This window comes from Haloparvum alkalitolerans (assembly GCF_050122995.1).
Taxonomy (GTDB): domain Archaea; phylum Halobacteriota; class Halobacteria; order Halobacteriales; family Haloferacaceae; genus Haloparvum; species Haloparvum alkalitolerans.
Genome location: NZ_JBNLIA010000001.1, coordinates 250,194 through 268,374 on the forward strand (window position 1 = coordinate 250,194; position 18,181 = coordinate 268,374).

20 protein-coding genes are annotated in these 18,181 nt (G+C 71.6%); 9 read left to right on the forward strand and 11 right to left on the reverse strand.

All coding sequences use genetic code 11. The features are described 5' to 3' along the window. Positions 1–48: 48 nt before the first annotated feature. From ACQE3L_RS01220 to ACQE3L_RS01250, 7 genes are all read right to left on the reverse strand, one after another. The gene (locus ACQE3L_RS01220) at positions 49–690 is read right to left on the reverse strand and encodes a 30S ribosomal protein S3ae (RefSeq protein WP_426961981.1); all 642 of its coding nucleotides are present in this window, start codon (positions 688–690) and stop codon (positions 49–51) included. After that, positions 687–1,010: a KEOPS complex subunit Pcc1 gene (locus tag ACQE3L_RS01225; protein ID WP_426961982.1), complete on the reverse strand. Its 324-nt coding sequence runs from the start codon at positions 1,008–1,010 to the stop codon at positions 687–689. Before ACQE3L_RS01225 ends, ACQE3L_RS01220 begins: the two co-directional genes overlap by 4 nt. Beyond that, a complete protein-coding gene (locus ACQE3L_RS01230) occupies positions 1,007–2,164 on the reverse strand; it encodes an exonuclease RecJ (RefSeq protein ID WP_426961983.1) in 1,158 nt (385 codons plus the stop codon). Before ACQE3L_RS01230 ends, ACQE3L_RS01225 begins: the two co-directional genes overlap by 4 nt. A 91-nt stretch (positions 2,165–2,255) precedes the next feature. Next, the gene (locus ACQE3L_RS01235; RefSeq protein WP_058364939.1) at positions 2,256–2,723 is read right to left on the reverse strand and encodes a 30S ribosomal protein S15; all 468 of its coding nucleotides are present in this window, start codon (positions 2,721–2,723) and stop codon (positions 2,256–2,258) included. Positions 2,724–2,957: 234 nt separating this feature from the next. Continuing rightward, positions 2,958–3,335: a hypothetical protein gene (locus tag ACQE3L_RS01240; RefSeq protein WP_426961984.1), complete on the reverse strand. Its 378-nt coding sequence runs from the start codon at positions 3,333–3,335 to the stop codon at positions 2,958–2,960. Positions 3,336–3,704: 369 nt separating this feature from the next. Further along, on the reverse strand, positions 3,705–4,853 hold the full coding sequence (locus ACQE3L_RS01245) for an acyl-CoA dehydrogenase family protein (protein ID WP_426961985.1): 1,149 nt from the start codon (positions 4,851–4,853) through the stop codon (positions 3,705–3,707). 126 nt (positions 4,854–4,979) lie between these two features. Continuing rightward, positions 4,980–5,954 carry a calcium/sodium antiporter gene (locus ACQE3L_RS01250; RefSeq protein ID WP_426961986.1) on the reverse strand — a complete coding sequence of 325 codons (975 nt, stop codon included), beginning with the start codon at positions 5,952–5,954 and terminating at the stop codon, positions 4,980–4,982. A 151-nt stretch (positions 5,955–6,105) separates the two neighbouring features. Between ACQE3L_RS01250 and ACQE3L_RS01255 the strand changes: the two genes are divergently transcribed. The 5 genes from ACQE3L_RS01255 to ACQE3L_RS01275 all read left to right on the forward strand — a co-directional run bounded on the left by ACQE3L_RS01255 (position 6,106) and on the right by ACQE3L_RS01275 (position 10,038). Next, positions 6,106–6,756 carry a hypothetical protein gene (locus ACQE3L_RS01255; protein ID WP_426961987.1) on the forward strand — a complete coding sequence of 217 codons (651 nt, stop codon included), beginning with the start codon at positions 6,106–6,108 and terminating at the stop codon, positions 6,754–6,756. Further along, positions 6,753–7,184 (forward strand): hypothetical protein, encoded by a 432-nt coding sequence (locus ACQE3L_RS01260; RefSeq protein ID WP_426961988.1) that lies wholly within the window; start codon positions 6,753–6,755, stop codon positions 7,182–7,184. Before ACQE3L_RS01255 ends, ACQE3L_RS01260 begins: the two co-directional genes overlap by 4 nt. Positions 7,185–7,249: 65 nt before the next feature. Next, the gene (locus ACQE3L_RS01265; RefSeq protein ID WP_426961989.1) at positions 7,250–7,639 is read left to right on the forward strand and encodes a hypothetical protein; all 390 of its coding nucleotides are present in this window, start codon (positions 7,250–7,252) and stop codon (positions 7,637–7,639) included. Between the two features lie 127 nt (positions 7,640–7,766). Beyond that, positions 7,767–8,867, forward strand: coding sequence for an ATP-NAD kinase family protein (locus tag ACQE3L_RS01270; protein WP_426961990.1), 1,101 nt, complete (start codon positions 7,767–7,769; stop codon positions 8,865–8,867). A gap of 100 nt (positions 8,868–8,967) precedes the next feature. After that, positions 8,968–10,038 (forward strand): NAD(P)/FAD-dependent oxidoreductase, encoded by a 1,071-nt coding sequence (locus ACQE3L_RS01275; protein WP_426961991.1) that lies wholly within the window; start codon positions 8,968–8,970, stop codon positions 10,036–10,038. Between the two features lie 51 nt (positions 10,039–10,089). On the opposite strand, the gene ACQE3L_RS01280 is transcribed toward ACQE3L_RS01275, so the two are convergent. Further along, positions 10,090–10,692: an amphi-Trp domain-containing protein gene (locus ACQE3L_RS01280; protein WP_426961992.1), complete on the reverse strand. Its 603-nt coding sequence runs from the start codon at positions 10,690–10,692 to the stop codon at positions 10,090–10,092. 138 nt (positions 10,693–10,830) lie between these two features. On the opposite strand from ACQE3L_RS01280, the gene ACQE3L_RS01285 reads away from it, so the two are divergent. Both ACQE3L_RS01285 and ACQE3L_RS01290 read left to right on the forward strand, forming a co-directional pair. After that, positions 10,831–11,082 carry a DUF7557 family protein gene (locus ACQE3L_RS01285; RefSeq protein ID WP_426961993.1) on the forward strand — a complete coding sequence of 84 codons (252 nt, stop codon included), beginning with the start codon at positions 10,831–10,833 and terminating at the stop codon, positions 11,080–11,082. Beyond that, positions 11,079–11,480, forward strand: a complete 402-nt coding sequence (locus ACQE3L_RS01290; RefSeq protein WP_426961994.1) for a PIN domain-containing protein — start codon at positions 11,079–11,081, stop codon at positions 11,478–11,480. The genes ACQE3L_RS01285 and ACQE3L_RS01290 overlap by 4 nt, the downstream gene beginning before the upstream one ends. 9 nt (positions 11,481–11,489) lie before the next feature. Here the strand turns inward: ACQE3L_RS01290 and ileS are convergent, their stop codons facing one another. Then, positions 11,490–14,636: an isoleucine--tRNA ligase gene (gene ileS, locus ACQE3L_RS01295; RefSeq protein WP_426961995.1), complete on the reverse strand. Its 3,147-nt coding sequence runs from the start codon at positions 14,634–14,636 to the stop codon at positions 11,490–11,492. A 167-nt stretch (positions 14,637–14,803) separates the two neighbouring features. Between ileS and ACQE3L_RS01300 the strand changes: the two genes are divergently transcribed. Next, the gene (locus tag ACQE3L_RS01300; protein ID WP_426961996.1) at positions 14,804–15,253 is read left to right on the forward strand and encodes a DUF6653 family protein; all 450 of its coding nucleotides are present in this window, start codon (positions 14,804–14,806) and stop codon (positions 15,251–15,253) included. A 60-nt stretch (positions 15,254–15,313) separates the two neighbouring features. Here the strand turns inward: ACQE3L_RS01300 and cobT are convergent, their stop codons facing one another. Both cobT and ACQE3L_RS01310 read right to left on the reverse strand, forming a co-directional pair. After that, positions 15,314–16,414: a nicotinate-nucleotide--dimethylbenzimidazole phosphoribosyltransferase gene (gene cobT / locus ACQE3L_RS01305; protein ID WP_426961997.1), complete on the reverse strand. Its 1,101-nt coding sequence runs from the start codon at positions 16,412–16,414 to the stop codon at positions 15,314–15,316. Between the two features lies 1 nt (position 16,415). Further along, positions 16,416–16,910: a DUF7992 family protein gene (locus tag ACQE3L_RS01310; RefSeq protein ID WP_426961998.1), complete on the reverse strand. Its 495-nt coding sequence runs from the start codon at positions 16,908–16,910 to the stop codon at positions 16,416–16,418. 192 nt (positions 16,911–17,102) lie between these two features. Between ACQE3L_RS01310 and ACQE3L_RS01315 the strand changes: the two genes are divergently transcribed. After that, positions 17,103–18,137, forward strand: coding sequence for a S1C family serine protease (locus ACQE3L_RS01315; RefSeq protein WP_426961999.1), 1,035 nt, complete (start codon positions 17,103–17,105; stop codon positions 18,135–18,137). Positions 18,138–18,181: the final 44 nt, after the last annotated feature.

Below are 18,181 nucleotides of genomic sequence, written 5' to 3' on the forward strand. Positions count from 1 at the left end.
GATAAACGGAGAAATCGGATGGTCGAGTCGGTCGGGAGCGGCGCGGCGCTACTCCTCGACGGCGACTTCGTCCTCGTCCACGTCGACGGAGGCCTCCTCCTCGGCGGCGACCTCCTCCGGGCGCGCTTCGAGGGTCAGCTTCTGGACCTCGACGCGGCGCAGCGGGTAGATGGTCTTCGCCTCGCCGTAGATGGCGGAGGAGAGCCGGCCCTCGACGATGGAGTCGACGAACTCGGCGAAGGTGCGCTCCTCGGCGGCCGCCTCCACCTGGTCGATCATGACCCGGCGGATGGCCTTCTCCTGAGAGCGGTCGGCCTTCTTCGTCGTGAACGCCACCGGCTGCACGCGGATGCGGTGGTCGTCCGTCGTCAGCACCGTGATCGACGCCTCGACCTTCGAGGCGCCGCGGCGCACGAGCGAGCGCAGGTAATCGCGCGTCAGCTCGTACTTGATGAACTCGGTGTAGGCCGCGTCCGAGCCCACGTCGGTGATCTTGAACGTCAGCTTCGTGTTGTTGGCGCCGGAGTCGCCCGTCAGGTCGCCCAGCGTCGTGGTGATCGTGCGCCCGAGCACCATGTCGGGCTCCTCGGCGACGGTCTCCCCGATCTCCTCCCGGTCGAACTGCTCGGGGGCGATCACGGAGTACCAGCGCTTGCCTCGCTTCTGCTTGGATACGGATCGTTCGCTCATGTGTCGTGTGTGTTGTCGTTGGATGTGGCGGACTCGCCCGCGTGGGCGCGTCCGCGCTCGATGACGCGGTCCGCCACCGTCAGGTTCACCACGTAGTCGTCGACCGTGGACAGCAGTCCGCCGGTCGTCTCCCGCCCGACCTCGCAGACGATCGCGTCGCCGTCGACGCGCGCGTCCATCGAGGCCGTGTCGTCGGGGCCGAGCGCGGCCGCGACGAGGTCGGCGTCGGCGTGAGTGGTCCGCAGGGTCGCCGTCCGGGTGACGGCGCCGTCCGCGGACGCGCCCTCGCCGACCGCCGCCTCGCTCGCGTCCTCGCTCATAGCGCCCCCCTGACCGCCGCCGCGACCTCGGTCGCGTCCCCGTCGAACCGGGCGGCGCCGCGGGTCGGCGTCCCCCAGCCCGTCCCGCCGAAGTCGGCGGCGACGGTCCGGAGGGCCTCGCCGAGGCCGACCGGCTCCGTCGCCGCGGCCGCGAGCGCGCCCGCCTCCGCGGAGAGCGCGAGCGCGATCGGCTCCGGCGACAGGTAGTCCCGCGCGAGGCGGGCGACCGTCGGGAGCGTCGCGGCCGACGCGTCCGTCCGGACGACGGTCGCGCCGTCGTACCGGCCGGTCGTCGCGCCCGCCAGCGCGCGGTGGGCCGCCAGCCCGTGGGTGCGCCACGCGTCGAGCGCGGCGGTACGGAGGCCGTCGCTCGGCTCGTCGGCGAGCGCGAGCGCGATCCCCGTCCCGGGCGCCGCGCGCGACAGCGCGTCGAGCACGTCGGCGTAGCCGCCGACCGTGGCGAACGGCGCGTCGTCGCCGTCCGTGGCGTACGGGCGGAGTGCACGCTCGACCGCGGTCGCGGCCCGTCGGCTCGCGTCCGGCGCGGTCGCGGCGTCGACGGCGACCAGCGACGCTAGCCGCCGGTGGGCGTCGGCGTCGAGGTCGGACGGGAGCGACAGCTCCGCGAGCGCCGCCCGCGCCGACTCCGGCTCGCCCGAGTAGGGGAGCCGGAGCAGCGTGGACGCCGAGAGCCCGTCCGCCAGGTCGGCGGTCGGGACCGCGACGCCGGGGCGCCGCTCGACGCGACCGGTCCGCTCGGCGGCCGCCAGCGCGTCGCCGGAGCCGTCCGTGCCGGGGACCGATCCCGCGGCGACGACGCCGGCGAGCGCCAGCACCGGGTCGGGGTCGGCGCCCAGCTCGCGGGCGACCGCGAAGGCGGTCGTGCTGGCCGGGCGCCCCTCGCCGGCGACGGCGTGCGGTCCCGCGTCGGCGCCGACCGTCACCGACACGTCCTCCTCGGACGGGGTCGGGTCGGGGTCGGCCGCCACCCGCGCCTGGAACGGAGTGCTCCGGGCGCGGAGCGCGCGGGCGAGCAGCGCCGCCGCTGCCAGCGAGTCGCCGTCGTCGCGGGCGACGAGCCGAACGAACGGCGCGTCGCGCAGGACGCCGGCGAGCGCGTCGGGGGCGGCGTCGGCGGATGCGGTTTCTGTCACGGTCGGGTGTGGATCGGGCGTGGGTCGGATGTGGGTCAGTTGACTGTGGATGTCGGGTCCGTGGTGGACCGTTCGGTGGCCGTGCGTCGGGTTACTCGTTCAGCAGTTCGGCCGCGGTCTCGTAGTCGTAGACGAAGTCCTCGTCGAGCTGGTCGCCGCGGTAGTAGTCGACGAGTCGGCGGATCTTCGACTCCGTGTTCTGCAGCGCGCGCTTGTTCTGGTGGTCCTGCTGGTTCTCCGCCATGTGCTCGCGCAGGTTGACGGCGCGTTCCATCAGGTTCCGGAGGTCGGACGGCAGGTCGCCGGCCGCGTCGTTCTCCTCGAGGATCTCGGTCACCTTCTTCCCGGTCGCCAGCTTCACGTCCGGGATCGGGGTGCCCTTCACGCCCTCGTCGCGCAACTTGAGACCGATGACGGCGGGCTCGTGGCCCTGTTCCGCCAGTTCGACGACGCGGGACTCGATGTCCTCGGCGTCGACGTCGCTCCACTCGGGGTCGTCTGCCGCCACGGGCTTGTCCGAACCGGACGAGCCGCGGCGACGGGTATGCATTCGTGCCATCGTTCGAAGTTGGAACGGCACAACCGCGGACGCGTGACCGCGGCTCCGCGCGACGCTGGTCGGCGGCAGAGGCCGCGACGACCGTCGCCGGGGGAGCCGGCGGTGCACTGCCGCAATCCCAAGCGCGCCAATCGACGCGCGAGTCGGATTTGCGGCTGTGCTGTTCCCGTCGAAAACCTGTCCGTCCGGGGACTTAAGAGCTTGCTATTCGTTCGAATCGCGGCCGTTCGGCGGTCACAGAAGCAGTCGACCCGCCACGTAGACGACGACCGCGCCCGCGACACCGAGCGCGAGGGCCTTCGTGTTCAGCCGAACTGCCCGTTTTCTGTCGGCTTCCCGGGCCGCGTCGTCGGTGACCTCGCGGTTCCCCGCTCCCACGTCGAAGACGCCCAGCGCCGCGAAGCCGACGCAGAAGCGTTCGCGGTACTGCAGGAACCCCATCGCCGCGCCGTACAGCGGGAAGACGGTCGCGAGCAGGTAGACCGCCGGGAACGACCCGAGGACGACGACCGCACCCAGAGCGACTGCCGCGGCGAGCGACCCCCCGCCGAGCGCGAGGCGCTTGCGGCGCTCGCCGGGGCCGATGTTGCAGACGCCGGGTTGATACTCCATGCTTGCGGGTTCGAGCCGGCGCGGATAAAGACGCGTCGGTGCCTCCGCCAGGGCGTGAGGGAGATCGGCCGCTTCTGAGGCCGGTTTCGGGAAGCGCGATCACAGAGCTACTTTGTCGCGGTCGGCGCGTGCGAGCAACGCGCGCGAGGGAGGTCGCGGGGCGGGCGCGATGCGGTGCGATGCGGTTCCGCGCCCGCCCCGCGGTCGAGGCTGGGGAGGGACGAGGCTGCGGTGCAGTTGCGTGGCGGTGGGTGGGACTGAACGGAGCGACCGGCGGCTCGAAGATCCCCGATTCTCGGTGCGCTACTGCGCGCCGGTGGCTCGCGAGACGCGGGTTGCTCGAGAAAACTGGAAGGGCGCGAGCGCGCTTCAGAGCCCGAGCTGGCGTCCGAGCACGACGTGCTGGATCTCGGAGGTCCCCTCGCCGATCTCCATCAGCTTCGCGTCGCGGTAGAAGCGCTGCGGCGAGAAGTCCTCGGTGTAGCCGTAGCCGCCGAGCACCTGCACGGCGTCCTCGGCCACCTCGCGGGCGGACTCGGAGGCGTCGAGCTTTGCCAGCGCGGACTCCTCGGTCACCCGGTTCCCCTCGTCGTACTTCACGGCCGCCTTGTGGGTGAGGAGGCGGGAGCGCTCCGTCTTGCGGTGCATGTCGACGATCTTGTCGCGGATGGCGTCGAACTTCGAGATGGGCTGGCCGAACTGCTCGCGCTCGCCGGCGTACTCCTTGGCGGCCTCGTAGGCCCCTTGCGCGAGCCCGGTCGACAGCGCCGCGATGGAGATCCGGCCGCCGTCGAGCGTCTTCATCGTCTGTGTCCACCCCTCTCCCTCTGCTCCGAGCAGGCGGTCCTCGGGGATCCGCACGTCGTCGAGCCGGATCTCGCAGGTGGGCGAGCAGTTGAGGCCCATCTTGTCCCAGACGGTGGTGACCTCGAAGCCGTCGTCGTTCTCGGGGTCGACGATAAACGTGGAGATGCCGTCGTAGCCCGCCTCGGGCTCCGTGACCGCCTTCACCAGCACGCTGTTGGCGACGGTCGCGTTGGTGATGAACTGCTTCGTCCCGTTCAGGACGTACTCGCCGGCGTCCGCGTCGTACTCCGCGGTCGTGTCCATGTCGGAAGCGTCCGAGCCGCTGCCGGGCTCCGTGAGCGCCCACGCACCCATCCCCTCGCCCTCCGCGAGCGGGCGGAGCCACTCCGCCTTCTGTTCGTCGGTGCCGAACAGCTCGATCGGCTTCGAGCCGAGCGAGACGTGCGCGGCGTAGGAGAGCCCGATGCCGCCGGAGACGCGGCCGAGCTCCTCGGTGACGAGCGCGTACATCAGCTGGTCGCCGCCGAGGCCGCCGTACTCCTCCGAGACGGGGACGCCCATCATGTCGAGGGCGGCGAGTTCGTCGAACACCTCCGCGGGGAAGCGGTGCTCGTCCTCCACCTCCTGGGCGATCGGGGCGATCTCCTCCTCGCAGAACTCCCGGACGGTGTCCCGGATCATCCGGTGCTCCGCGGGCAGGTCGAAGTCCATACCGCAACTGGGTCCACCCGGAGTATAAATGAAGCGAACGACCGTGAGGGACTCCGCCCGGCCGGCCGTCCTGCGCCCGCGGACGCCGTCTCCGGTCCGCACCCGATCCGCCGCCGTCAGCCGCGCTCAGCCGAAGACCCGGAACAGTCCGAGCACCCAGCGGAGGGCCTCCGAGCAGGCGAACAGCGCGCCCTCGACCCGGGAGAGCCGGCGCCCGGACCAGAGCGCGGCGACCATCAGCACCGTCACGGCGGTCAGCCAGAGCGTCGTCTCGATGGCGGCCCCGGAGACGGCAAGGGGTCGGAGCCCGGCCGCCAGCCCCATGATGCCGAGCGCGTTGAACACGTTCGAGCCGACGATGTTGCCGACGGACATGCCGACGTGGCCCTGCCGCATGGCGACGAGCGAGACGGCGAACTCCGGGGTGGAGGTGCCGGCGGCGACGATGGTCCCGCCGATAACCCAGTCGGAGACGCCGGCCGAGCGCGCCAGCGCCGACGCCGCCTCGACCATGAAGTGCCCGCTGACGAGGACGACCGCCAGCCCGCCGACGAGCAGGAGCGCGTCGCGGCCGCGGAACGCCGTGCGGTCCGCCCCGGACCGGTGCGACGCCGGGTATTCGGTCTCGATCGAGGCCCCCGTGCGCTCGTCGTAGAGCAGGTACGCCGTGTAGGCGAGGAACGCGAGGGCGAGGAGCAGGCCCTCCGGGCGCGTCACCGTCCGGTCGAACAGCACCGCGAACGCCAGCAGCGTCGACAGCACCAGCGCCGCGCCGTCCCGGTGGACCAGCGACCGCTCGACGGGGATCACCCGGAGCAGCGACACCGTGCCGAGGATGAACGCGAGGTTGTAGACGTTCGATCCGACGACGTTCCCGACCGCGATGTCGCCGAGACCCGCGAGCGCCGCGTCGGTCGTGACGACCAGTTCCGGCGTCGAGGTGCCCATCGCGACCACGGTGAGGCCGATAGTCAGCTCCGCGACGCCGAACCGGCGAGCCAGCCGGACCACGGCGTCGACGAGCGCTCGCGCCCCGACCCAGAGCCCGAGGATCGTCGCGGCGATCACGGCGACCTGGACGATCGGTCCTCCCTGTACCATCGTGACGACGGTCGCGCCCGCCGTACGTAAACCCCGTGCCCGACGTCGCCGTCCGCGGTCTGTTTCGGTCCTCACCGCCCGCGGTCGGTCCGCGGTGTCTCCCTCCGCAGTCGACCCACAAGATTATCTACGAGCGTTGACACCCCGACGCATGAACAGACGAGAGCTGCTGCGGAGTTGTGGCGGGCTTGCGACCGCGAGCGCGGTCGGGGGTATCGGTGCGGCGGGCTGTCTGGGCGCGCCGGACGCGGCCGCCTTCACGGAGGGGTTCGAGGACGGACTCGGCGACTGGGAGACGGACGCAGCCATCGGCCCGGAGGTCGACATCGCCGACTTCGAGTGGGAGGTCGACGTCTCCGAGGAAGAAGCGTCCGCCGGCGACCGCTCGCTGCGGGTCTGGAACGAGGGCGACTACGACGACGGGGTGTCGTGGGCGGTCCACCCCGTGTCGGTCGAACCCGGGCGGCGCTACGAGGCGACGGTCACCGCGCAGTTCTGGAGCGACTCGGAGTCGTTCAACACGATCCGCCACGCCGTCATGCGCCTCGGCGCGGAGCGACCCGAGGCCGAGGAGGACTTCCCGGACCTCGGGCTGAACACGACGGATCTCGGCGAGACGCCCTACGGCGGTCTGCGGGAACCCCTGTGGCTCGCCGACGGCTGGCGCGAGTACACGTTCGAGTGGACCACGCCGGAGATCGCCACCGACACGCTGTACGTCGCGGTCGGGACCGCCGTCATCTGGGAGGCGGACGCGACCCACTACGTCGACGAGATCAGCGTCTCGTTCGACCCGCGGTGACGACCCTTCTCAACGGTCTGCTCGGCGGGTTCGCGGCTGGCATCGTCGCGACGATCGCGGTTCGGGCGGTCGTCGCTCGGACGGTCACGTCCCGGGCGGGCGTGTCTGTAGAGGGCCCGCGCTCGATCCCCCTCGGCGTCGCCTACGGTGCGCTGGCCGGTCTCGGCTTCGTGGCGGGCGAACTGTACGTGGCGGGCGCCCTCGGCGTCCCCCCGTCGTTCGGCGAGGCGCTCGCCGCGGCGGCCGTCTGGAGCGCCCTGCTGTGTCTCGGTCTGCTGGCGATCGGACGGCTCCTGCGGTCCGGCGGCGCGGACGGCGGCGTGGACGGCGGCGTCCCGGTCGTTCCGCCGGCGCGTCTCCTGGTCGCGTACCACCTCGCGTTCGCGGTCGGATTGGGGGTGTGGATCCGCCTCACGTGGATCACCTGACCGGACCGAGCGCGACGGGCCCGCCCGCTCGGCGGCTTGAAGTGGTGTCCCGTCGTCCGTCCCCTATGCACAGACGCCAGTTCCTCGCGGCCGGCGCGGCCGGAACGGTCGCGGGATTCACGGGCCTCGCGGGCTGTCTGGGCGGCTCCGACGAGAACGGGAACCTCGACCTCACCGTGCAGAACGAGGGCGACGAACCAGTCGAGGCGCGGGTCGTGGTGACCGGCGCGGACGGGACCACCTACGAGGACGAGGCGGACCGGATCGACCCCGGCGTCGCGCGGGCGTTCGAGGTGACGGTCGCGGCGAGCGGCCGTCACGAGGCCGTCGTCTCGGGCGGCGGGTGGGAAGGAGCGCTGGCGTGGGACGCCGAGCGGTGCCGGCTGTACGACGGGACGGTGCGCGTGGCCGCCGACCGCGTCGAGGTGGCCGGCGAGTGCGCGGGGCCGCGCTGATCCTCGTTTCTGTCGCTGTCGTCGTTCACCGGAAACGCGGTGTCTCGCACCGCGAAGCGCGCGACCGCGCCTCCGGGGCGCCCTCCGTCTCACCCGGCTTAAGTAGCCCGCGGCGGTAGGGGCGGCCATGCACGTGGGCGTCGTGGTGAACCCCGTCGCGGGGATGGGCGGCCGGGTCGGGCTGAAGGGGACCGACGGGAAGGTGGCGGAGGCGCGCGAGCGCGGCGCCGAGCCCCGAGCTCCCGACCGCGCCCGCCGGGCGCTCGCGTCCCTGTACGAGCGCGCGCCGGACGCGACGGTCTCGACGGCCGCGGACCCGATGGGTGCGTCGCTGGTCCGCGAGGCCGGGTTCGACCCGGAGGTGGTCGCGGAGCCCGCCCGCGCCTTTTCTGAGCCCCCCGCGGACGACGACGCCTACGCCGCGGCGGAGACGACCGCGGCGGACACACGCGAGGCGGTCACCGCGCTCGCGGACGCCGGCGTCGACATCGTCCTCTTCGTCGGCGGGGACGGCACCGCCGCGGACGTGGCCGAGGCGCTGGAGGGCACCGAGACGCCGATGCTCGGCGTTCCCGCGGGGGTGAAGGTGTACTCCTCCGTGTTCGCGGTCTCGCCGGAGGATGCCGCCGCGGTCGTGGCCGACTTCGAGCGCACGGAGCGCCGCGAGGTGATGGACATCGACGAGGATGCCTACCGCGAGGGGGAGGTCCACCCGGAACTGCGGGCGGTCGCGCACGTCCCGGTCGCGGAGGACCTCCAGTCCTCGAAACAGACCGGCGGCGGTACGGTCGAGGCGCTCGCCGAGGGGGTCGCGGACGACGTTGAGGACGGCGTCACCTACGTCCTGGGTCCCGGCTCGACGCTCGGGGCGATCAAGGACGAACTCGGCTTCGACGGATCGCCCATCGGCGTCGACGTGTGGCGCGACGGCGAGGTACTGGTCCGAGACGCGACCGAGGCGGAGATCCTCGACGCCCTCGGCGAGCGCAACGTCGTGGTCGTGACGCCCATCGGCGGGCAGGGGTTCGTCTTCGGCCGCGGCAACCCCCAGCTCTCGCCGGCGGTGATCCGCGCGTGCGAGGTGTCCGTGGTCGCCTCGCGGAGCAAGCTCGACGACCTCTCGGTGCTCCGCGTCGACACCGACGACCCCGAGCTCGACGAGCGACTGCGCGGCTGGACCCGCGTCCGCGTCGGCAAGTTCGAGACCCGGATGATGAAGATCGTCTGAGGCAGGTGGGGACCCCCTCGAAGGGCCTCTCACCGACCGCGGTTGCGGCATCGCCGCCGGACAGCGCAACGTACAAACGGCCCGCTGGCGAAGGTCCTGTATGAGCGACGACATCGTCGAACACCGCCGGCTGATCATCGCCGGCACCGGTGCAGCAGGGCTGACGGCGGGGATCTACGCCGCCCGGTCCAACAACGACCCCCTGATCCTGGAGGGCGACGAGCCCGGCGGACAGCTCACGCTGACGACCGACGTGGAGAACTTCCCGGGCTTCCCGGAGGGCATCTCCGGCCCCGAGCTGATCAACGACATGAAGGCGCAGGCGGAGAAGTTCGGCGCCGAGACGAAGAACGGCGTCGTCGCGTCGGTCGACGCGGACGACCGGCCGTTCCGCGTCGAGTTGACCAACGGCGACGTCTACACCGCCGACGCGTTCATCGCGGCCTCCGGCGCCTCCGCGCGCACGCTGGGGATCCCCGGCGAGGACGAGCTGATGGGCTACGGGCTCTCGACGTGTGCGACCTGCGACGGCGCGTTCTTCCGCGGCGAGGACATGCTCGTCGTCGGCGGCGGCGACGCCGCGATGGAGGAGGCCAACTTCCTCACCAAGTTCGCGGACACCGTCTACATCGCCCACCGCCGCGACGAGTTCCGGGCCGAGGACGTCTGGATCGACCGCATCATGGAGAAGGTCGAGGACGGGGCAGTCGAGGTCCTCTGGAACACCGAGGTGACGGAGCTCCACGGCACGCCGGAAGAGGGCATCGACCACGTCTCGCTCGTCGAGCACCCCGAGGGCCACCCGAAGGAGAAGCTCGACGACCCCGAGACCGCCGACGAGGTCGAGGCGTACGACTTCGACGTGGGCGCCGTCTTCTTCGCCATCGGCCACACGCCGAACACGGGCTACCTCGAGGGGACCGGCGTCGAGACGGACGAGGAGGGCTACCTGCTCACCGAGGGCGGCCGCGGCGCGAACCAGACCGCGACCGGCGTCGAGGGCCTGTTCGGCGCCGGCGACGTGGTCGACTTCCACTACCAGCAGGCGGTCACCGCCGCCGGCATGGGGTGTCAGGCCGCGCTCGACGCCGACGAGTACCTCACCGAGTTGGAACGCGCGGGCGAACTCGGCGAGCCCGCGAGCGCCGACGCGCCGACCGCGGACGACTGACTCCGGACCACCGATCGCAGGAACCCGATCGCGGCCGGCGCGGCCGACGGATCAGTCGCTAAACTCGTCGCTGACCGTCGCGCCGGGCGAATTTTTCACCACGCTGCGAAGCCCCTTCAGCGCGTTGTGCTTGCGCGTGTAGCCCTCGCCGCCGGTCGCGATAATGTTCCCGTTGCGGTGGCGGAGCCGCCAGCGCCACTCCCCGCCGGCGTCCCGATACACCTCGAAGCCGGCCAGCGACTGCGTCGCGTCGGCGGCGCCGGCGATCGTCGGTGCCTCGATCTCGACGTCCGAAGGGGACTCGGCCGACCCCGCGGCCGCGTCGGTCTCGGGGACCGCGTCCGTTTCGGCCGCCCCCTCGGCGGCCGCGTCCATTTCTGTCGCCGCGTCCGACTCATCCACTGCGTCCGTTTCGGCCGCCGCGTCCGCCTCGGACACCGGCCACTCGAGTTCCAGTTCCAGGCTCTGCTCGCCGTCCTCGGTTTCGAGTTCGACCTCCAGCGTGAGTTCCTCCGGCGTCGCGACGGTGACGGCGTCGCCGTCCTCGCCGAGGCGTACGGCGCCCGACCGAAGCCCGTCAGCGACGTCGTTCAGCACCGTGGCGATCTCCTCGCGGCTGCCGGTCAGTTCGCGTTCGTAGTCGTCGTTGGTCATACCGACAGTTGTCCGGGAGTCGGCATAAGTCTCCCCGGCATACGAGGCCAGATCAGAACGGAGACGGGGAGAGGTGGAGCGAGCTCTTCGAACCCGTGCCCAACGATTAAGCGATGTCGACGCCAACGTTGACACGAGATGGCCACCGCCGACGAACAGATCCGAGTCAGTGACCGGGTGAAGCGGAAACTCGACCGACTCAGGGAGACCGGGGAGAGTTATAACGACGTTCTCGAACGCGTCCTCGGCGAGGAGACCGAGGGGGCGGACTTCGACGGCGGATTCGGACGATGGTCCGAGGAGAAAGCCGACCGCGTCCGCGAGGAGCGGAAGGCGGCCAAGGAGGAGCGGAAGCAGCGAACCCGCGACCGTACAGAAAACGCGACATGAGGGTCCTCGACGCGTCGTTCCTTATCGACTATCTCGAGGGCGTCAACGCGACGAAGACGTACTACGAGGAGAACGGGGGCGAGTCGGAAGACTGGGTGATTCCCGTGCCGGCGTACGCAGAGGTGCTGGTGGGTGAAGGGAACCTTCCGAATGGCGACGTCGCACAGGCTCGGATCGATCTCTCATGGGCCGAGCCATACGCCGTCGACACCGATATTGCGGTGACCGCGGGGATCATTGCTGACGAAATCGCCCCCGGCGGACCGTACCTCGACGGTCCGGACGCGCTCATTGCCGCGGTCGGTCGCGAACTCGGTGCGCCCGCCGTCTCCAGCGACGGCGACCTGACTCATTCGGAGACGAAGAACGTCGTCGAAGTCGAAGAGTATCGGCCGTGAAGCCCGCGATCAGCTCGCGCGCTCGAGCCCGATGGTGACGACCACGTCCTCGACGTCCCACGCCTCGACGGCGCCGGCGGCCGCCTCGGGGTCGTCGAGCCATTCGGCGGCGCGCGTCTCCTCCGCGATCAGCTCGCGGTGCTCGTCGACGAAGCCGGCCACGCGGTCGTCGTCGACCGCGACGCCGAGGCGGACGGGTTCCTCGACGTCGAGGTCGAGGTCCTTCCGCATCTCCTGCACGCGCCGGATCACGTCGCGGGCGTACCCCTCGGCCTCGATCTCGTCGGTGAGGCTGGTGTCGACGTAGACGACGCCGCCGTCGAACTCCGCGCCGGAGACGTGTTCGGGCGGCTCCGCGACGTACTCGACCATCTCGTCGTCCAACTCGACCGGCTCGCCGTCGACCAGCACCTCGCCGTTCTCGACCTCGGCGCGGGTCGCCCCCTTGACCGCGTCCATCACCTTCTGGGCGTCGCCGCCGAAGGCGGGACCGATCTGGGCCATCTGCGGCTCGGCGTGCTCCACCAGTTCCTCGAAGCCGTCGGTGACCTCGAGCGCGCGGGCGTTCACGCGGTCGAGGATCAGGGCCTCGAGGTTCCGGACCGCCTCGGCCACCTCGTCGTCGTCCGTCTCCACGACCACGCGCGGGACGGGCCACCGGAGCTTCCGGCCGGCCTGCTGGCGGGCGTTCGCGGCCGCCTCCTCCACGTCCCGGAGCACCGCCACGTCGCGTTCCAGTTCCTCGTCGTGGAGGTCGGCGTCGTACTCGGGGTACGCGAGCGCGTGGACCGTCGTGGCCTCGCCGTCCAGCGTCTGGTACATGCGCTCCGCGAGGTAGGGCGCGAACGGCGCGAACATGCGGACCGTCTCGTCGAGGACGGTCGCGAGCGTCGCGTAGGCGCCGCGCTTGGAGGCGGAGTCCTCCTCCTCCCACATGCGGTCGCGGACCGCCTTCACGTAGAACCGCGAGACGTCCTGCGTGACGAACTCGATCAGCGCGTTGACGGCGTCGCTGACGCGGTAGTCGTCCCACGCCTCGGCGACCTCCCGCTCGACGGACTGGAGTCGTGAGAGCACCCACTCGTCGACGACCTCGAGGTCGCCGTCGGAGAGGTCGGCCTCCGCGGGGTCGTAGCCGTCCAGGTCCATGTACTCCAGCGGGAACCGGAAGACGTTCCAGAAGATGTTGAGCTTCCCCTGGATCTCGCCGAGCCCGTCCCACTCGAACGCGAGGTCGACGCCCTGCTGGTCGTGGCTGAGGAGGTAGGTGCGCAGGGGGTCGCGGCCGGCGCGGTCGATGGCCTCCTCCGGCGTCACGATGTTGCCGACGGACTTCGACATCTTGCGGCCGTCGCTGTCGTTGGCGAAGCCGTGCATCAGCACCTCCTTATACGGGATCTCGCCGACCGCGGCCGTCCCCATGCCGAGCTGCGACCAGAACCAGCCGCGGGTCTGGTCGTGCGCCTCGACGATGAGGTCGGCGGGCCACAGCTCGTCGTGCGCCTCGGTCTCGCCGGGGTAGCCGAGCGTGCCCCACGAGGCGACCGAGGAGTCCAGCCACACGTCGAAGACGTCCTCGACGCGGCGGTAGGTCGTCCCGTCCTCGCTGATCGTCAGGTCGTCCACCGAGGGGCGGTGGAGGTCGATCTCCGCGGGGTCAATCTCCTGGTCGACGCGGTCCGCGAGCTCCTCGCGCGTGCTCACGACGACCGTCTCCTCTTCGAGGTCGATCTCCGCGGGGTCCTCGCCCTCGGGCACCCAGATCGGGATGGGGATGCCCCAGTAGCGCTGGCGGGAGACGTTCCAGTCCGGCGCGTCCTCGATGAAGTCCCGGAAGCGGTTGTCGCGCGCCCACTGCGGGTGCCACTCCGACTCCTCCATGTTCTCGAGGAGCTCGTCTTTCACGTCCGTGATGGAGATGAACCACTGGTCGGTGACCAGCTGGATGATCCCCGTGTCACACCGCCAGCAGTGGCCGTAGCTGTGGTGGACCGTGCCGTGCGCGAGCATGTGCCCCTCCGCGACGAGGTCCGCGATGATCTCCTCGTTGGCGTCGCGGACGAACTGGCCCGCGTAGTCGCCGGCGGCGTCGTCGTAGACGCCGTCGGGACCGACCGGACAGAACACGTCCAGCCCGAGCTCCTGCCCGCGGTGGAAGTCCTCCTCGCCGTGGCCGGGCGCGGAGTGGACGAGGCCGGTGCGGTCCGCCTCCACGTAGTCGGCGGGATACACCTCGCCGGCGCCCTCGAAGTCGGGGTACTCCGCGAGGTGGTCCGCGAGCGGGTGGTCGTACTGCCAGCCGACCAGATCCTCGCCGGAGAGTTCCGCCTCCACGGCGTAGTCCTCGTACCGGCCCTCCTGTAACACGTCCTCGACGCAGGCCTCGGCGACGTACAGGACCTCCTCCTCGCCGTCCTTCTCGGCGCGGACGGCGTTGTAGGTGAGGTCGGGGTCGACCGCGACGAAGGTGTTCGCGGGGATGGTCCACGGCGTCGTCGTCCAGATGACGAGGCTCCCCTCGCGGTCCGCGAGCGGGAACTTCACGTAGATGGAGGGGTCCTCCACGTCCTCGTACTCGACCTCGTTGTTGGCGAGGCCCGTCTCACAGCGGGGACACTGCGAGATGGAGCGCTTGCCGCGCTCGACGAGGCCGCGGTCGGCCACCTGCGAGAAGGCCCACCACGCCGACTCCATGTACTCGGGCGAGACGGTCTTGTAGGGGTTCTCCCAGTCCATCCACGCGCCGATGGACTCGAAGTCCTCGTCCATCGCCTCGCGGTTGGTCTCGGCGAACTCCTTGCACTCCTCGATGAACGCCTCCATCCCGTACTCCTCGATGTCCGTCTTGGAGTCGAAGCCGAGTTCCTCCTCGACTTTCACCTCGATGGGGAGCCCGTGCATGTCGTAGCCCGGACGGTCGGTGACGCGGTGGCCCGTCATCCGCTTGTACCGGATGATCGCGTCCTTCAGCGTCTTGTTCCACGCCGTGCCGAGGTGCATCTGTCCGGAGGTGTACGGCGGTCCGTCGACGAAGAAGAAGGACGGGTCGTCCGCGTGCGCCTCCTTGGCGGCCTCGTAGGCGTCGTGTTCCTCCCAGTAGTCCGTCACGCCGGATTCGACGTTCTCGGGGGTGTACTGGTCGTCTACCTGCTCCATATCCGAGGGTCAGCGCCCGCGTATTTCAATACGGCGGAGTTGCAGTCGCGCGGGCCTCCGGTGTGGCGGCGAACGGGGCCCGCGGCCCTCCCGGCGTGCACGCGGCACACGGGGGTCGCCGCGTCGAGCGGCACAGGTTGATAGGCTCGGTCCGCGTACGGGGACCCATGGCGCTGACCGACGGTCTCGGCGAGGAGTTCTGGGCCCGGCACACCAACCCGTGGAGCGGCTACACGCGGCTTCCCATGGGGCCTGTCCTCCTGCTCGGGCTGTTCCGGCGTGACTGGCGAATGGTCGGGCTGACCCTTCTCTACGTCGCCGTCAACCCGATCCTGTTCCCGGAGCCGGAGACCACGGACGCGTGGATCAGTCGGTCCGTCCTCGGCGAGCAGCGCTGGCTGGCGGACGGTCACGGGGTGTTCGAGCCCAGCGTGCCGGGCGCGCTCAACGTCGCGAACGCGCTCGCGTACGGGTACGGTCTCTACGGCGCCTACAGACGCGATCCCCGCGTGACGGCGCTCGGCGGGGGCGTCGCCCTCGCCTGCAAGCTCGCGTACCTCCACGTGCTGGTGAGGTACTACGACGAGCACGCGCCCGGCCGGGCGCCGCCCGCCTGAACGCGATTCCGTCCGTCCCCGCCGAGGCGGCTCGCGAGTCGCGTCACGCCGTTTCCGCCGCTACCGTTCCCCGATCCCCGCCTCCGCGAACGTCGCCATCCCGTCGTGGGTCGCGCAGGCGGCGCGGTAGGTCGCGAGCGCCAGACACGCGCCGCTCCCCTCGCCGAGTCTGAGGTCGTGGTCGAACAGGGGGTCCAGCCCGAGTGCGTCCAGTTGGACCGCGTGACCCGGCTCCGCGCCGCCGTGGGAGGGGAGCAGGTAGGGGCGGACCGCGCCGTCGACGGCGGCCGCCACGAGCGCCGCGGCGCCGGAGACGACGCCGTCCACGACCACCGGCGTCCTGTCGGCCGCACAGCCGAGCGCCGCGCCCGCGAGCAGGCCGACCTCGAAGCCGCCGACGCGCCGGAGCACCTCGACGGGGTCGGTCGCGGTCTCGGTCGGCCGACCGTCCTCATCGCGGAGGTCGTTCTCCCGCAGGCCGCGCTCCACGACCGCGACCTTGTGGGCGCGCGTCTCCTCGTCCACGCCCGTTCCGGGGCCCGTGACCGCCTCGGGGTCCGCGTCCGCGAGGGCGGCCGTGAGCGCGCTCGCGACGGTGGTGTTCCCGATGCCCATCTCGCCGAGTGCGACGAGGTCCGCGGTCGCCAGGTCCGTCTTCGCGACCCGGACGCCCGCCTCTAGCGACGCGACGGCTTGCGCGCGCGTCATCGCCGGCCCGTCGACGAGGTTCGCCGTCCCGCGGGCGACCTTCTCGTTTCTGACTCCGGAGACGGGAGCGCCGTCCACGCCCGCGTCCACGAGGACGGTCGCCGCGCCGACCACGTCCGCGAGGGCGTTGACCGCCGCGCCGCCGTCAGCGAAATTCGCCAGCATCGCCCGCGTCACGTCGCCGGGGTACGCGGAGACGCCCTCCGCGACGACGCCGTGGTCCGCGGCCGCGACGAGGACCGCGGGCTCCGAGAGCGCGGGCCTAGCGTCGCCCGTCAGGCCCGCGAGGGCGACCGCCAGGTCCTCCAGTCGACCGAGGCTCCCCGGCGGCTTCGTCAACTCCTGCTGGCGCGCACGAGCGGCGTCCGCGGCCGCGTCGTCGAACGCGGGGATCGTCGGCGCGTCGAACGCGGCGCAGTCGTCGGCCGGCGGAGCGGAGCGTTCCTTCGCCACGTCAGGCCTCGAAGTCGGGGAGGTCGTCGGGCGCCTCGTAGTCGGCCTCCCAGTCGATGTACTCCTGCTTCAGCGTCTCGCAGACGATCTGGCCGAGTTCTGTCAGCCCGGCGTTGATCCCGGAGACGGTCGACCACGAGTCCAGGTCGGGGTGGAGGTCGCGCTCCTTCCAGTCCTCCGGGATGCCGGGCGCGTGGTAGCCCACGCGGTCGGCGAAGTCGTCCCAGAAGAAGTCGAAGCGGTCGACGAGTCCCATCTCCTCGACGATGCGCCACTCCTCGGCGTCGAGGTCGCTCGTGGCGGCCCACTCCTCGAACGCCTCGGCCCACGCGCCCTCGTTCAGGAACCGCTCGAGGTCGTCGCGGCGGTACTCGTCCTCGGTCACGTCGTCGGCGGCGTCCTCGTTGCCGGTGCCGCCGACGGTGGTGTCCTCGTACTGGTTGGGGTCGACCGCGACGAGCGTCGGCGGGTCCGGCGGGTCGACGTGCAGGGTCATGGGCGCCCTTCGCTCCGGCGGGCAAAAAGCCCGCGGCGTCGCGGCCGGGACGCGTCGGCCGAGGAGGGGCGGTCGGGGCCCATCGCCGAGGCCCATCGACGAGGCCCATCGTCGGGGCCCATCGCCCGGGCGTCGACGCGTTCGGCCCGCCGCGGTCCGGGCGTTTATGCGGCGGCCGCCGTAACCGGGCGCATGGAGCAGACCCGACGCGGCTTCCTCGGTGCCGTCGGCGCCGCCGCGGCCGCGACGGCCGGCTGTATGGCCCCCGCCAGCGACCCCGGCGGGACCCAGCGGTTCGAGCGCGCCTACGAGTCCGTCTCGGGCGCGGTCGCCCGCGTGCGGACGTACACCGACGCGGGCGGCGGGCAGGGCTCGGCGTTCCGCGTCGACGGCGGCCACCTCGTCACGAACGAGCACGTGGTCGCCGGCGCGGACCGCGTGAGCGTGCAGTACGCCGACGGTGCGTGGCGCGACGCCGAGGTCGTCGGCGCGGACCCCTACAGCGACCTGGCGGTGCTCCGCGCCGAGTCCCCGCCGCCCGGCCCGGAACTCCCGTTGCGCGAGGACCTGCCGAACGTCGGCGCGGAGGTGCTGGTGGTCGGCGCGCCGTTCGGCCTCGACGGCAGCGCGACCGCGGGCATCGTCAGCGGCCGGAACAGAACGATCCCGGCGCCCAACGACTTTTCGGTCCCGGACGTGGTGCAGGTGGACGCGCCGCTGAACCCCGGCAACAGCGGCGGTCCGATCGTCGACCTCGACGGGAGCGCCGTCGCGGTCGCGACCGCGCGCGTCCCCGGCGCGGACAACCTCGGCTTCGGCGTCTCCTCGCGGCTCGCCCGTCGGGTCGTTCCCCGACTCGTCGAGGCGGGGAGCTACGACCATGCGTACATGGGAGTGGGCGTCGCTGGCGTGGACCCGGCGATCGCGGCCGCGAACGACCTCCCCGAGGCGCGCGGCGTCTACGTCGTGAGCGTCGTGGACGGCGGTCCGGCTGACGGGACCCTTCGGGGCAGCACCGGCGAGACCACGGTCGAGGGGATGCCGGTGCCCACCGGCGGCGACACCATCGTCGGACTCGACGGCGTCGGGATCGCCACGCGGGCGGACCTGTCCAGACACCTCGCGCTGGAGACCTCGCCTGGCGACGACCTCGAGGCGCGCGTGCTGCGGGACGGGAGCGAGGAGACGGTCTCGTTCGCGCTCGGCGAGCGGCCGGCGCCGAGGTGACGGGAGCCGCCCGGGACCGGAATCGAGGTAGGAATGCGCCGTCG

Excerpts from the sequence above, each read along its gene's own strand:
- ACQE3L_RS01220 (WP_426961981.1), bottom strand. The coding sequence starts at position 690 with ATGAGCGAACGATCCGTATCCAAGCAGAAGCGAGGCAAGCGCTGGTAC.
- ACQE3L_RS01225 (WP_426961982.1), bottom strand. The coding sequence starts at position 1,010 with ATGAGCGAGGACGCGAGCGAGGCGGCGGTCGGCGAGGGCGCGTCCGCG.
- ACQE3L_RS01235 (WP_058364939.1), bottom strand. The coding sequence starts at position 2,723 with ATGGCACGAATGCATACCCGTCGCCGCGGCTCGTCCGGTTCGGACAAG.
- ACQE3L_RS01240 (WP_426961984.1), bottom strand. The coding sequence starts at position 3,335 with ATGGAGTATCAACCCGGCGTCTGCAACATCGGCCCCGGCGAGCGCCGC.
- ACQE3L_RS01245 (WP_426961985.1), bottom strand. The coding sequence starts at position 4,853 with ATGGACTTCGACCTGCCCGCGGAGCACCGGATGATCCGGGACACCGTC.
- ACQE3L_RS01250 (WP_426961986.1), bottom strand. The coding sequence starts at position 5,954 with ATGGTACAGGGAGGACCGATCGTCCAGGTCGCCGTGATCGCCGCGACG.
- ACQE3L_RS01255 (WP_426961987.1), top strand. The coding sequence starts at position 6,106 with ATGAACAGACGAGAGCTGCTGCGGAGTTGTGGCGGGCTTGCGACCGCG.
- ACQE3L_RS01265 (WP_426961989.1), top strand. The coding sequence starts at position 7,250 with ATGCACAGACGCCAGTTCCTCGCGGCCGGCGCGGCCGGAACGGTCGCG.
- ACQE3L_RS01270 (WP_426961990.1), top strand. The coding sequence starts at position 7,767 with ATGCACGTGGGCGTCGTGGTGAACCCCGTCGCGGGGATGGGCGGCCGG.
- ACQE3L_RS01275 (WP_426961991.1), top strand. The coding sequence starts at position 8,968 with ATGAGCGACGACATCGTCGAACACCGCCGGCTGATCATCGCCGGCACC.
- ACQE3L_RS01280 (WP_426961992.1), bottom strand. The coding sequence starts at position 10,692 with ATGACCAACGACGACTACGAACGCGAACTGACCGGCAGCCGCGAGGAG.
- ACQE3L_RS01285 (WP_426961993.1), top strand. The coding sequence starts at position 10,831 with ATGGCCACCGCCGACGAACAGATCCGAGTCAGTGACCGGGTGAAGCGG.
- ACQE3L_RS01290 (WP_426961994.1), top strand. The coding sequence starts at position 11,079 with ATGAGGGTCCTCGACGCGTCGTTCCTTATCGACTATCTCGAGGGCGTC.
- ileS (WP_426961995.1), bottom strand. The coding sequence starts at position 14,636 with ATGGAGCAGGTAGACGACCAGTACACCCCCGAGAACGTCGAATCCGGC.
- ACQE3L_RS01300 (WP_426961996.1), top strand. The coding sequence starts at position 14,804 with ATGGCGCTGACCGACGGTCTCGGCGAGGAGTTCTGGGCCCGGCACACC.
- ACQE3L_RS01310 (WP_426961998.1), bottom strand. The coding sequence starts at position 16,910 with ATGACCCTGCACGTCGACCCGCCGGACCCGCCGACGCTCGTCGCGGTC.
- ACQE3L_RS01315 (WP_426961999.1), top strand. The coding sequence starts at position 17,103 with ATGGAGCAGACCCGACGCGGCTTCCTCGGTGCCGTCGGCGCCGCCGCG.